Origin of the sequence: Streptomyces phaeochromogenes (genome assembly GCF_001418655.1) — a bacterium.
Lineage (GTDB): Bacteria > Actinomycetota > Actinomycetes > Streptomycetales > Streptomycetaceae > Streptomyces > Streptomyces phaeochromogenes.
Map to the genome: position 1 here is coordinate 1 of NZ_LIQZ01000126.1, position 14,407 is coordinate 14,407.

General features: G+C 71.9%; 4 protein-coding genes and 2 pseudogenes. All 6 read right to left on the reverse strand.

Going from position 1 to position 14,407, the window contains the following annotated elements:
* Positions 1 to 388, reverse strand: a pseudogene (locus AOK17_RS17885) (crotonyl-CoA carboxylase/reductase); the annotation flags it as partial.
* A gap of 13 nt (positions 389 to 401) precedes the next feature.
* Complete coding sequence (locus tag AOK17_RS17890; protein ID WP_055613495.1) at positions 402 to 1,124, reverse strand: class I SAM-dependent methyltransferase; 723 nt, start codon at positions 1,122 to 1,124, stop codon at positions 402 to 404.
* Between the two features lie 21 nt (positions 1,125 to 1,145).
* Positions 1,146 to 2,420, reverse strand: coding sequence for an activator-dependent family glycosyltransferase (locus AOK17_RS17895; RefSeq protein WP_055613496.1), 1,275 nt, complete (start codon positions 2,418 to 2,420; stop codon positions 1,146 to 1,148).
* Positions 2,421 to 2,443: 23 nt separating this feature from the next.
* A complete protein-coding gene (locus tag AOK17_RS17900) occupies positions 2,444 to 3,691 on the reverse strand; it encodes a cytochrome P450 family protein (RefSeq protein WP_055613497.1) in 1,248 nt (415 codons plus the stop codon).
* Positions 3,688 to 9,414, reverse strand: a pseudogene (locus tag AOK17_RS17905) (SDR family NAD(P)-dependent oxidoreductase); the annotation flags it as partial. The gene AOK17_RS17900 and the pseudogene AOK17_RS17905, both read right to left, overlap by 4 nt.
* 160 nt (positions 9,415 to 9,574) lie before the next feature.
* Complete coding sequence (locus AOK17_RS17910; RefSeq protein WP_063997243.1) at positions 9,575 to 14,398, reverse strand: type I polyketide synthase; 4,824 nt, start codon at positions 14,396 to 14,398, stop codon at positions 9,575 to 9,577.
* Positions 14,399 to 14,407: the final 9 nt, after the last annotated feature.

Sequence of the window (14,407 nt, forward strand, 5' to 3'; positions counted from 1 at the left end):
CCGCCAGGTCCGAGCCGATGACGTGGTACGGCAGGTCATGGCGTTCGGCCAGTGGCGAGAGCCTTCCGTACCGCTCCAGGAAGTGGAACGTCGGGAGCGGCTCGAAGATCGAGGACCACACCGTGTTGTAGTTGACCGAGGACGCCATCACGGCCACCAGGGCCTCGCCCGGGCCGAGTTCCGGCACCGGAACGTCCTGGATGTGCAGCGACTTGCGCGGGTCCTTGTCACGGGTGTCGAGCCCCGCGAACATGTCCGTCTCCTCCTTCTGGAGGGTCACGGCCCGGTAGGACTTGGGCAGCGCGAGGGCCGCGAAGTCGGCCGAGACAGCTTTCGCCGAGCCGCCCGACGAGGTGAGCGAGTGGATCGCCTCAAGAATGTGCCGCATACCGTCTTCCCCCTCAGACCCGGACGCCGATGAAGAGCCCGCGCTCGGTGGCGGCGTGCGCGAGGTACTCGACGGACAGTTCCGCTCGCGCGAAGGCCGCTTCGTACTGCGCCCGTTCGAAGAGCGTGATCCGGTGGCTCTCCTGCAGATGCGCCACGCCCTCTCCCGGCACGCCCACGAGGTAGTTCACGTCGATCCGGGTCGCTCCGTCCTCGATGACGGAGTGGGAGAAGCGGGCGATCGAGCGGCCCTCCGCCTCGACGAGACTTGTGCCGACGTAGCCCGGCGTGAAGTTCTCCGGGAACCACCAGGGATCGACGATCACGACCCCGCCGGGTGGGAGGTGCGCGGCGAACCGGCCGATCGCCGCGTCCAGTTCCTCCTGGTCCCGCATGTGGCCGATGGAGCTGAACATGCAGATCACGGCGTCGAAGCGGCGATCGAGGGCGAAGTCCCGCATGTCTCCCCGGTGGATACGGACGTCCGGGTTGCGCTGCTCGGCGATGGCCAGCATGTCGGGTGACATGTCGACACCCTCGACCTCGTCGAAGATCTCGCCGAGGTACCGCAGGTGCATGCCTGTGCCGCAGGCCACGTCCAGGAGCGAACGAGCCTCCGGCAGCCGGGAGTTGACGAGCGCGGCCAGCTCCTTGGCCTCCGCCTGGTAGTCCTTGCCCTTGCCCTGGTGTGCCAGGTCGTACAGCCGGGCGATGTCGCCGGTGTATTCGAGGTTCATGTGTTGGCTCCTTGAACGGGGTCAAACGCGGCGGTGCGCGGCGGTGAGACGTTCGAGTCGGGGTACGAGCGCGGCCGGGGTGGGCGCGGCGAGCATCTCCTCGCTGAGGCACCGCGCACGCTCGGCCATCTCGTGGCTCTCCAGGGCGTGCACGACGGCGTCCCGGAGCGTGTGCACGTCGAGCTTCTCGGGGGCCAGGGCGATACCGGCGCCCGCCTCGGCGAGCTGCAGCGCCTTCAGCGGCGCGTCCCACAGCGAAGCGACGACGATCTGCGGGACGCCGTGCAGGGTGGCCGTGAAGCAGGTGCCCGCGCCTCCGTGGTGCACGATCGCGGCACAGCTGGGCAGCAGGGCGTCCAGCGGGACGAAGTCGACGACCCGCACGTTGGCGGGGAGATCCCCGGCGTCCGGGAGCTGTCCGGCGTCCAGGGTTGCGATGATCTCGGCGTCCACGTCCGCCAGTCCCGCGAGCAGTTCGTGGAAGTGCACGTCGTCTCCGCCGTACGTCTCCCTCGTGGACACCCCGAGCGTGATGCAGACCCTGGGCCGGTCCGGCCGCTCGGACAGCCAGTCCGGAATGACCGACGCGCCGTTGTACGGCACGAACCGCATCGGCACGACCTCGCCCCGAACGGGCAGCCGAAGGCTCTGCGCGCTCGGGTCGATCGTCCACTGGCCGGCGAACAGTTCCTCGACGGTGTCCTCGTCGGCCGCCAGGCCGTGCCGCTCCAACGTCCACGTCAGCCATTCGCCGACCGGGTCCTCGCGTTGCCCGGCGGGGCGCTCGTCGAGCAGCCGCCTGAACTGCTGCCGCGCGTTGAGTACGACGTCGGGTCCCCACAACAACCGGGCGTGGGCGGCGCCGCAGGCGTGCGCGGCGATGGGGCCCGCATAGGTGAACGGCTCCCACAGCACAAGGTCCGGCTGCCAGGAGCGGGCCAGGGCGACCATGTCGTCGATGGTGCTGTCACCGTTGAGCGGCGCGAAGCACATGGCGGACATGATCGTCTGCTGCCCCAGGGCATGTTCCCAGGACTGCGGCGCGTCCCGGGTGTCGGCGAAGTCCATGCCCTGCTGGTAGAGGACGAGGTCCCCGCCGATCTCGGTGATCAGCTCGATGATGGCCCCGTCGTCACCCACGGGTACGGCGGTCAGCCCGGAAGCGGTGATGGTGTCGGTCAGCGACGGCTGGCTGGCGACCCGGACGTCGTGCCCGGCGCAACGCAGCGCCCAGCCCAGGGCGACCAGGTTGTAGTAGTGCGTGTTGTGCGCGAACGAGGTCAGCAGGATACGCATGCGGGCACTCCCCTCCTCGGGTGCTATACGGCAGCGGTCGGCAGGGCACGGGCCCCTCGGGTGGCGGCGACGGGGAGACGGGCGTAGCCGTGCAGTACCGGCGAGCGACGGCGTCGGACGGCCGGGCCCGCGGTGTACAGGCCGGGGAACCGTTCGCCGAGCGCCCCGAGGGCGGCCTCGGCGACCGCTGTGACGAGGGGACCGCAGAAGCGGAAGTACAGATCGCCGGGAAGCCCGAACGGCGCGGACTCGGGCCGTGAAAGGTCGAACGGGGTGGCGTCGGCGGCATCGCGGTTCACGGCGGCGACGAGAATCACGAGCCGGCCGCCTGCCGGGACGGGCTCGCCCGCGACCTCGGTGTCCTTACGGGCGACCCGCCACTCCAGGCGCACGGGCGGGGCGGCACGCAGTGTCTCTGTCACCGCGGCTGCCGCCAGACCTGGATCCTGGGCGAGGGCGGCCCATTGCCCGGGCCGCTCCAGCAGCGCCTGTACGGCGTTGCCGACGAGGGTGGCGGTGGGCTCGGCGGTGCCCACGGCCAGGGCACGCGCGGCAGTGACCGCCTCGGGATCCCGCCCGGTCGGCAACTTGCTCAGTACAGCGGTCAGTTCGGCCTCCGCCCGTGCCCCGGCGACGGCGTCGGGGAGGAGCTGTGGGCACAGCACGCTGTCGAAGGTGCCGCGGCACCCGGTCAGCGCGTCGTCGAAGACGTTCGCCAGCGGCTGCGGCACACCGAGCTGTTCGCGGATCACCCGCGCCACCAGCCTGCGGGCGTACGTGTCGACGAGGTCGACCGCGCCGTCGGCGTAGAGGGAGTCCGCCAGGCCGTCGAGGAGGGTGCGGGCGTGTGCCCCGGCCGACTCGCGCAGCGCCGTCCGGTGCTGCCCCGACAGCAGCGGTCCGTCCTGGACAGTGAGGGCGCCGAGCCTTTCCCATGTCGCACGGTCCGCGTCGAGTGCGGTGCCGGAGAGGGGCAGTTGCCGCTCTCCGGGGCGTCGGCCGTCGGTGGTCAGCCCGTCGAACGCCGGTGCGGCGATCACCTCGTCGGCGACGGCCCGGCTCGCGGTCACCCAGGTGTCCAGGAGTTCGCTGTGGAAAAGCGGGCCCCGGGCCCGTACACGCTCCTCGTAGGGGGCGGGATCGGCGGTCTCGGCCCGCAGGACGAGTGCGTAGGGGTCGTCCTGGGCGCCCGCGAACCACTGGGCGGCGCGCGTCAGTTGCAGTCGACGGCCGACGACGGCCGGGTCGATCACGGTCGGTGCGAGGCTCACTTGTTCCCCTCGTTCTCGGCGGTGTCGGCCGCAGGACCGTGCGCGCCCATGAGGCTCAGGCCGTCGAGCCAGCCGAGCACTGCTCGTGCGGTGTGCGGTGCGTGCTCGCTCATCAACGTGAAGTGGGTGCCGGGCAGTTCGGCGGCCGTATGGGCGTGCTCCCAGCGCGACTGCCAGGCGCCCGGCTCTCCTGTCCACTCGCCCAGGGGCTCGGCGGCCCTGATGTGCAGTACGGGTGCACAGGTGGCTCGCGGCGACCAGTCCAGGAGCATGCGGTGATAGGCGCCCATGGCGGTCAGACGGGTGTCGTCGGGCGGGACGGCCGCGCGACGCGCCACCCAGTCCAGCATTTCGTGGCGCCACACGCCCATCGCGCCGGGGTCCCGGGGTGTGTAGACATCCAGGAGGACGAGGGCTGCCGGGCCGTCGCCACGGGCTTCGAGATGACGGGTCAGGGCATGGGCAAGGTTGGCGCCCGCGGAGTGTCCCAGGAGGACGAAGGGCCGGCCGGCGGTGTGGTGGGCGAGCGCGGCGGCCTGTGCTTCGAGGAGCACGTCGAGCGATACCGGCAGCTTCTCGCCCGGCTCGAAGCCGGGTTGGGGCAGTGCGGCGAAGTCGCACCGGCCCTCGAACGCCCGGGCGAGGGCCAGGAACTCGTGCGGGCCCGACGCGACGGACGTGCCGGCGCAACCGACGAGCAGCGGGCGGCCCGGGCCGGTGGTGGCCCCGGCACCACTCATGACGACCGGAGTCAGTGGCTGCTCGTCGGCGGTCCCGAAGGAGGGGCGGAAGGACGCCGCCGCGGCGAGCACGTCGACGGCCTCGCCGACCCGGCGGGTGCGGACGGCTTCCTCGTACAGGCCGGTGAAGCCCGTCCGCGCCACCGGCCGTGCGGCGGGGATACGAGAGCCGGGGCCAGTGCCGGTACCGGCCGGGGCCCGGTCCATGACGCCGGCCGGAGTGTCACCCGGCCCGTCGCCGGCGAACAGGCCGGCCAGATGGTCGGCGAGCGCACGGGAGGTGCCGTGGTCGAGGACCACGGTCGCGGGGAGTTCGACGTCCAGCGCCGCGCCGAGACGCCGGCGCAGCTGGACCATGGAAAGGGAGTCGAACCCGAGCAGCAGGAACCGCTCGTCGGCCGCGACCTCCTCGGGACCGGAGAACCCGAGGAGGTCGGCCGCCTCGTCCCGGATCAGCGCGAGCAGGGCGGCCGGCCGGTCGCCCGGACTCAGCCCCTCGATACGCGCCCGGGTGACAGCGGTCGCGTTCCGGCCGGGAGTGGCCGCATGGTGGCCCGGGGCCGCAGTCACCGCCGACTCCAGGAGCCCATCCGGGGGTTGGGGGGCGGGGCGCGCCTCCGGCAGTCCGGAGATCAGCGGGCTGGGCCGGAAGGCGGTGAACCCGTCGGCGAAGCGGGGCCAGTCCATGTCCGTGACGGTCAGGCAGGGCTCTTCGTCGTCGATGGCGCGGACGAGGTGTTCGAGCGCTGTCCGGGCCGCCATGGGCCGTACTCCGCGGCGGCGCAGGTACTCGGCGCCTTCGCCACCTCCCATGCCCTCGCCCTCCCACACTCCCCAGGCGACTGACGTGGCGGGCAGGCCGTCGGCGCGGCGGCGCTGGGCGAGAGCGTCCAGTTCGGCGTTGGCCGCGGCGTACGCGCCCTGTCCGGCACTCCCCCACACTCCGGCGCCGGACGCGTACAGCACGAACGCGTCCAGGTCGTGGGAGCGTGTCAGCTCGTCGAGGTTCCGGGCGCCGGCGACCTTGCCGGAATACACCTCGGCGAAGAGGCCGGCACGGGTGTCGGTGAGGGCGCTCACCTGCGGGACACCCGCGGCGTGGAAGACCGCGGTGAGCGGGGTGTCCGCCGGTACGGCGGCCAGCACGCCTGCCAGCCCGTCCCGGTCCGCGACGTCGCACGCGACCATGGTGACCTTGACCCCCAGTTCGAGGAGTTCGGCTTCGAGCGCGGCGCCCGCCGGCCCACGCCCGCCACGGCGGCCCACGAGCACCAGGTGCTCGGCGCCGTTACGGGCCAGCCAACGGGCGAGATGCGCGCCGAGGGCACCGGTGCCGCCGGTGACCAGGACCGTGCCGCGAGGCCGATACCGGCGAGCGCCCGGGGCTGTAGCGGCACGGACCAGTCGGCGGCCGTGGGCGCCGGAGTCGCGTACCGCGATCTGGTCCTCGGGGCCGTCGAGCAGCCGTGCCGCCGAGGCCCAGTGGACGTCCTGTGCGGAACCGGGCAGGTCGATCAAACCGCCCCAGCGCGCGGGCATCTCCAGTGCGGCCGTGCGGCCGAGCCCCCAAAGCTGGGCGCCGGCCGGGGTGGGCCGCTCCCCGCGCTCCACGCCCACCGCGTCCTGAGTCAGGCACCACAGGCGAGCGGGCACCGCCTCATCCTCCATCGCCTGGGCCAGGAACACGGTTGCCAGCACTCCGGCGGCCACCGGCCCGTGCTGGGGATGTTCCCGATCATCGGCGCCGAGCAGCGAAAGCACCCCAGACACGGGAGCGTCTGTGTCACTCTCCATGTCACCTCCGGCCGGGTGCAGGGACCCGGCGAGGGCGGCGGCGAGCGAGGAACGGTCGGCGGACGGCACGTCGACGGGCAGCCTGGTGACGACGGCGCCCATGCCCTTCAGGGCCCGCTCGGCAGCCTGGGTGAGCGCAGTGCCCCGGCTCTCGTCGGGGTGGACGAGAAGCCAGTGGCGAGGGGCGGCCGACGGAGCCGTCGCCGCGCCGGCCGGGTGACGGCCCGTCCGGGCGGCGGGCAGCGGCTGCCAAGCGGTGCGGTAGCGCCAGTCGGGGAGCGCACGCCCGGCGGGGGTGGCGGGTTCGATCCAGTAGCGGCGGTGCTGGAATGCGTACACCGGCAAGGGGACACGCCGGGCGCCGGAACCCGCGAAGAGCGAGGCCCAGTCCACGGTGGCGCCCCTGGTGAAGGCCGTGGCGACCGCCCGGAGCAGGGTCGTGGCCCCGGAGTTCGGCGCTGCTGCCAGGCCGCGAGCGCCTGCCGGGGGCCGGCGCAGCAGGGGCACCAACGTCACATCGGGCTCACCCGCGAGGCACTCCTCGGCCATCGCGCTCAGCGCTCCGTCCGGGCCGATCTCCACGAACGTGGTGACCCCTTGGGCGCGTGCCGTAAGCACACCGTCGTGGAAGCGGACGGTCCGCCGGGCATGGTCCACCCAGTAGTCGGGGCGGCGCAGTTCGTCGGCCGTGGCGGCCCGCGCGTCGGTGCCGCCGGTCGCGTGGGAGATGACCGGGATACGCGGAGCGTGGTAGCGCAGCCCTTGTGCGACCCGACGGAAGTCGTCCAGCATCGCGTCCATGAGGGGTGAGTGGAAGGCGTGGCTGACCCGAAGCCGTTTCGTCGCACGCCCCAGAGCGGCGAACCGTGTCGCGAGCGCCGTCACCGCCTCGTCCGCGCCGGATATCACCACGGATTCCGGTCCGTTGACGGCCGCGACACCCACCGGGCCGGTGCTGTCGGCCAGCAGGTCAAGGACCTCCGCCTCCGACGCACGGAGGGACACCATGGTTCCGCCGTCCGGCAGTTGGTCCATGAGTCGACCGCGCGCGGCGACCAGGGTGCAAGCGTCGTCGAGGTCGAGGATCCCGGCGGCGTGGGCGGCGGTGATCTCGCCGACGGAGTGCCCGAGAAGCCGGTCGGGGCGCAGGCCCCAGTTCTCCAGCAGTCGGAACAGTGCCACCTCGACGGCGAAGATCGCAGCCTGCGTGTACCGCGTACGGTGCAGCAGCTCCGCGTCCGGGGTACCGGGCCCGGCCTCCAGCACAGCCGACAACGGCCGGTCCAGCTGCGGGTCGAGCCGTTCGGTGACGGCGTCCAGCGCGTCGGCGAACACCGGGAAGGCGGCGCGCAGATCGCCGGACATCCCGGTGCGCTGGCTGCCCTGCCCGGCGAACATGAAGGCGAGCTTGCGGTCGCGTTGGCGTACACCGCTGACCACTGCCGGAGAACGGCGGCCGTCCGCGAACCCGCGCAGGGTGTCCATCAGTTCGGTGCGGGAGGAACCGAGGAACACGGCACGGTGTTCGAAGGCGCTGCGGGTCGTCGCCAGTGAGTAGCCGATGTCGAGCGGAGCGGAGTCCGGTGCCCCGCCCAGGTGACGGTGCAGACGGTCGGCCTGATCGCGCAGAGCGGCCTCACCGCGCCCCGAAACGACCCATGGCACGGGGACGGAACCGTCCCGGGGCACGGGGACGGAACGGAGACCTGCGGCCGGGGCGGGTACACGCCCCACCGCGTCGCCGACGGGGGCTGTCGCGGGCTCCCCGTCGGCCGACAGCCCTGTCGCGGGCTCCCCGCTGGCCGGCGAGGCTGTCGGCGGCTTCGGCTCGGCGGGCGGCGCCTCCTCCAGGATGAGGTGTGCGTTGGTCCCGCCGACGCCGAAGGCCGAGACGCCGGCTCGCCTGCGGCTGCTCGCGTGTTCCCACGGGACGGGCTCGGTCAGCAGCCGTACGGCACCGGCCGACCAGTCCACGTGCGGGGTGGGTGTCTCGACGTGCAGCGTGCGCGGCAGCAGCCCCTGGCGCATGGCCTGCACCATCTTGATGACACCGCCGACGCCTGCGGCAGCTTGGGCGTGCCCGATATTGGATTTCAGCGACCCCAGCCACAACGGGCGGCCGGAGGGCCGTTCCTGGCCGTACGTGCTGATGAGGGCACTCGCCTCGATGGGGTCACCGAGTCGCGTGCCGGTGCCGTGCGCCTCCACCGCGTCGACCTGGTCCGGTGTCAGGCGGGCGTCGGCGAGCGCCTGCCGGATGACCCGTTGCTGGGAGGGGCCGTTGGGGGCGGTCAGGCCGTTGCTGGCGCCGTCCTGGTTGACGGCCGACCCTCGTACGAGGCCGAGCACCGGGCGGCCCTCGCGCTGTGCGTCGCTCAGCCGCTGGAGCACCAGCACACCGACTCCCTCCGCCCAGCCGGTGCCGTCCGCGTCCGCCGAGAACGCCTTGCACCGACCGTCGGCCGCCAGTCCCTTCTGCCGTGAGAACTCGACGAACGCCGCCGGGTCCGGCATGACCGCCACACCCGCGCCCAATGCCAGCCCGCACTCTCCGCGCCGCAGGGCCGTGACCGCCACGTGCACGGCGACCAGCGACGACGAGCAGGCCGTCTCGATGGTCATCGAGGGGCCTTCCAGCCCGAGGGCGTACGACACCCGTCCCGACAGCACCGCGTCCGCGCTGCCTGCCAGGAGGTGGCCCTCCGAACCCTCCGGCACCCGGCCGGGTTCGGAGACGTAGTCGGCGTGCGCCGCGCCGACGTACACCCCGGTCCGGCTGCCACGCAGCGTGTGGGGGTCCAGTTCGGCCCGTTCGAGGGCCTCCCAGCACACTTCGAGGAGCTGGCGCTGCTGCGGGTCCATCACCACGGCCTCCCTCGGCGATATGCCGAAGAAGGGCGCGTCGAACTCCGCGGCAGCGGTCAGGAACCCGCCCTCGCGGCAGTACGTGGTCCCCTGGGCGTCCGGATCGGGGTCGTACACACCGTCGGTGTCCCAGCCCCGGTCGGTGGGAAACGGCCCGACCGCGTCCGTACCCGTGGCGACCAGTTCCCACAGCGCCTCGGGCGAGTCGACGCCTCCGGGGTAACGGCAGGCCATTCCCACGATGGCGATCGGCTCGTGCTGGGCCGCCTCGAGTTCACGGTTGCGCCGTCTGAGCTTCTCCGCCTCCTTGACGGAGGTACGCAGGGCCTCCACCAACTTCTCGGGGGAGGTCTGGGACGGGGACATGGGCATGAGCGGTTCTCCTCTCGGAGCGGCGGTGCGGTGGGGCGACGTGGGGGGCCGGTGCGGAAGAGAGCGGAAGGCAGGGGCGGACGGCAGGGGCGGAATTCAGGGGGCGACGCGGTCAGGAACCGGATTCGCCGAGCGCGAGCGCGATCAGCGCGTCGCTGTCCAACTCGTCGATGGCGTCCAGGTCATCGATGGCGTCCAGGTCGGTGGCGTCGCTTCCCCCGAGACGCATCGCGGAGCCCGCCGACTGTCCCGGTACCGCCACCGATCCCGATACCGCCGCAGGGGACGGTGCCGGTACGGGTACCAACGGGGAGGCCGCCGCTTCGTGGGCCTCGGTGAGGGCGAGCAGTTCGTCGAGCAGGCCCGCTTCCCTCAGGGTGTCCAGGGGCAACGATGTGAGCGCCGCCCTGATCCGTTCCTCGCTCGACGACCGTGCCGCTTCGCCTCGGGCTTCCAGCAACTGAGCCAGGTGAACGCCCACCGCCTCCGCCGTCGGATGATCGAACACCAGGGTCGGCGGCACCTTCGCTCCCAACGCCCGGGTCAGCCGAGTCGCCACTTCGACGGCTGTGAGGGAGCTGAAGCCGAGGTCCCTGAATGCCTGGTCGGCCGGTACGGACTCGGGGCCCGAGTGGCCCAGCACGATGGCCACCTGACGGCGGACGAGGTCCAGCAGCAGTTCCTGACGCTCGGCCGGGCCCGCGGCGGTGAACCGTGCCAAGAGCTCACGTTCGCCGGCCCTCGTGTCCTCATGCCGCTCACCCACCGCGCCCACGCCCCGCAGGTCGCCGATCAGAGGGCTCGGCCGGAACACGGTGAAGGACCGGGCGAACCGGGGCAGGTCGAGGTCCGCCACGGCCACACAGGTGTCGCCACGGTCCAGGGCGACGCCAAGAGCTTCCACAGCGCGTTCGGGGGACATGACCCGCAGGCCGCGTTCCCGGAGGAACTCCTCGCCCTCGCCCTCGCCCATGCCTCCTCCGGCCCACAGGCCCCAGGCGATCGCGGTGGCCGGCCGGCCGTCGGCACGCCGACGTTCGGCCAGCGCGTCGAGCGCCGCGTTCGCCGCGCCGTACGCGCTCTGCCCGCCGCTGCCCCACACGCCGGCGCCCGACGTGAACAGCACGAAGGCATCCAGATCGCGGTCACGGGTGAGCTGATCCAGGTGGTGTGCCCCGGCGACCTTGCCGCCGTACACGTCGGCCATACCGTCGACCCGCAGGGCCAGGAACTCACCCGAATGCGGAACTCCCGCGGTGTGGAAGACGGCGGTGGGCGGGTGCTCGTCCAACAGCCCGGCCAGCGCCTCACGGTCGGCCACATCACACGCTGCGACTGTGACCCGGGCACCGAGTCCGCCCAGCTCCGCCACCAACTCGGCTGCCCCGGGCGCCTGTTCCCCACGACGGCTGGTGAGCACCACATGCTCCGCACCGCTCGCGGCCAGCCACCGCGCCACATGACCACCGAGCGCACCCGTGCCACCGGTCACCAACACCGTCCCACGCGGGGTGTAGGCCGAGCCGCCGCCGGGCGCTCCCCCGGCGGGTGCGAGCCTGCGCCCGTAGACACCGGAAGCGCGTACGGCCACCTGGTCCTCGGCACCCGCCTCGGACAACACCCAGGCCAGCAGTCGCAGGCACCTGGCGTCCGGCGCGTCGGGAAGGTCCACCAGGCCTCCCCACAGGGCGGGCAGTTCCAGCGCGATCCCCCGGCCTACGCCCCACGCCTGCGCGCCGGCCAGGCTCGGCCGTTCTCCTGCCGAGACGGCGACAGCCCGACGCGTGACGGCCCACAGCCGCGCACGGGTACCCGCGTCGGACATTGCCTGTGCCAGCAGCATCGTGCCGACGGTGGCACGGTCCAGAGCGGGGTGGTCCGGGTGCGGTCGCTCGTCCGTCGCGAGGAGGGAGAGGACGCCGTCCCACTGCCCGTCGAGCCGTGCGGCAAGCCCCTTACGCCCCAGGACCACCGGGTCGGCCACCATTCGCTCGACGGTGGCGCCGTGGTGGGTGAGTGCGTCGGCGATGTCACCGGCCGGGCCCGGGTCGATACCTTCCGGGACAACCAGCAGCCAACGCCCGGACAACTGGGGGTTCCCGCCTGCCGAGAGCCCCTTCCACACCACCCGGTAACGCCACGCCTCACCACCAACGGGCTCGGCATCACGCACGCCACTGTCCAGGCTCCGGGGACTGGACTCCAGCCAGTAGTGGCGGCGTTGGAAGGGGTAGGTGGGCAGGTTGACGTGGGCTGCGGTGAGGTTGTGCGCGGTGTAGGCGGCTTTCCAGTCGACCGCGACTCCGCGTGCGAATGCTTCGGCCGCGGAGGTCCACCAGCGGTGCAGGCCGCCTTCGTCACGGCGCAGACTCCCCACCACGACCGTGTCCTCACGGCCCGCCGCATCGGCCAGCTCCTGGATGCCGATGGTCAGTACGGGGTGGGCACTGGACTCGATGAACACACCGAACCCGTCACGCAGAAGTGCCTCGATGGTGTCGGCGAACCGGACCGGCTGGCGCAGATTCCGATACCAGTAAGCCCCGTCGGTCACCACCGGCCGGCCCGGCTCGACGGTGGAATGGAACGGAACCGACGGCTCCCGGGCCACCACCGGCGCCAGCAGACCCGCCAACTCATCCTCGATGGCCTCCACTTGGGCGGAGTGGGAGGCGTAGTCGACCGGGATACGGCGCGCCCGCACCCCCTCCTCCTCGCACAGCGCGACGAACTCGCCGACCGCGTCCGCCTCGCCGGAGACCACGGTGATGGCAGGGCCGTTGACCGCAGCGACACCCAACCGGCCAGCCCAGCCGGACAGACGCTCCTCCACCGCCTCCACGGGGAGCGCAATCGAGGCCATACCGCCCGCGCCGGCCAGTACCCGGCCGATCACCTGAGACCGCAACGCCACCACCCGCGCACCATCCTCCAGCGACAACGCGCCGGCCACGACAGCAGCAGCAATCTCACCCTGCGAATGACCCACCACCGCATCCGGGGTGACACCCGCCGAAGCCCACACCGCAGCCAGTGACACCATCACCGCCCACGTCACGGGCTGGACCACATCCACCCGCTCGAGACCATCACCGGAGCGCACGACTTCCAGCAGGTCCCACTCCACAAACGGAGCCAACGCCGCGGCACACTCGGCCATACGGGCAGCGAACACCGGCGACGACTCCAACAACGCCGCGCCCATACCCGACCACTGCGTCCCCTGACCCGGAAACACCAGCACCGTGCGCCCGACCGGACCGGACACACCGGAGACGACCGGCGACCTCAAGCCCTCCAGCAATCCATCGCGGTCGGACGCCACCACCACCGCACGGTGAGCGAACACCGACCGCTGCGCAGCCGACCACCCCACCTCCGCAACATCCAGCTCGCCGTCCCCGACCAGACGCGACGCCAGACGCCCCAACCCCGCATCCAACGCACCCGCCGACACACCCGACACCACCACCGGCACCGGCCTCGCTTCCGACAGCGGCTCAGCACCAGCCTCATCGGGTGCCTGTTCCAGCACCACATGCGCGTTCGTCCCACTCACACCGAACGCCGACACCCCCGCCCGACGCGCCCGCTCCACCACCGGCCACGCCCGCGCCTCCGACAACACCTCCACCCCACCGGACGACCAGTCCACCTGCGACGACGCAACCTCCGCATGCAAAGACTTCGGCAGCACACCGTGCCGCATCGCCATCACCATCTTGATCACACCCGCGACACCCGCCGCAGCCTGCGCATGACCGATGTTCGACTTCAACGACCCCAACCACAACGGCCGCTCCACCGGCCGGCCCTGCCCGTAGACCGCCAGCAACGCCTGGGCCTCGATCGGATCTCCCAACCGGGTCCCCGTGCCGTGCGCCTCCACGACGTCCACCTCAGGAGCCGAGATCCGCGCATCCGCCAACGCCCCACGAATCACCCGCTCCTGCGACGGACCATGCGGCGCCGTCAAACCATTCGACGCACCGTCCTGATTCACCGCCGAACCCCGCACCACCCCCAACACCCGATGCCCACGACGCCGCGCATCCGACAACCGCTCCACCACCAACAACCCCACACCCTCGGCCCAACCCGTCCCATCCGCCGCATCCGAGAACGCCTTGCACCGCCCATCCACCGCCAACCCACGCTGACGCGAAAACTCCACAAACGTTCCGGGCGACGCCATCACCGTCACACCGCCGGCCAGGGCGAGGTCGCACTCGCCGCGCCGCAACGCCTGCACGGCCAGATGCAACGCCACCAACGACGACGAACACGCCGTATCCACCGACACCGCAGGACCCTCAAGCCCCAACACATACGAGATCCGACCCGACGCCACACTTCCCGAGGTGCCGGTGCCGAAGTACCCGCCCATGTCGTCGGCGGCGGTGACGTGACCGCTGCCGTAGTCGTGGTACATCACTCCCGCGTAGACGCCGGTACGGCTGCCACGCAGGCTGTGGGGGTCAATCCCCGCCCCCTCCAACGCCTCCCACGACGTCTCCAACAACAACCGCTGCTGCGGATCCATCGCCACCGCCTCACGCGGCGAAATACCGAAAAACCCCGCATCAAACTCCGCCGCGCCATGCAGAAACCCACCCTCACGGACATACGACTTCCCAGCCGCACCCGGATCAGGGTCATACAAACCCGCGACATCCCACCCACGGTCCACCGGGAACGGCGACACCGCGTCCGTCCCCGCCACCACCAGGTCCCACAGGTCCTCCGGGGAAGCCACCCCACCCGGGAAACGACACCCCATACCCACAATCGCGATCGGCTCGGTGACCCGCTCCTCGGCCTCTCGCAGCCTCTCCTGGGTTTCGTGGAGTTCCGCCATGGCGCGGCGCAGGTATTCGCGCAGCTTCGCCTCGGGGTCGGTGGGACCGTTCGCGGAGTCGGAGTCGTTCGTGGACACAGCTCTCCT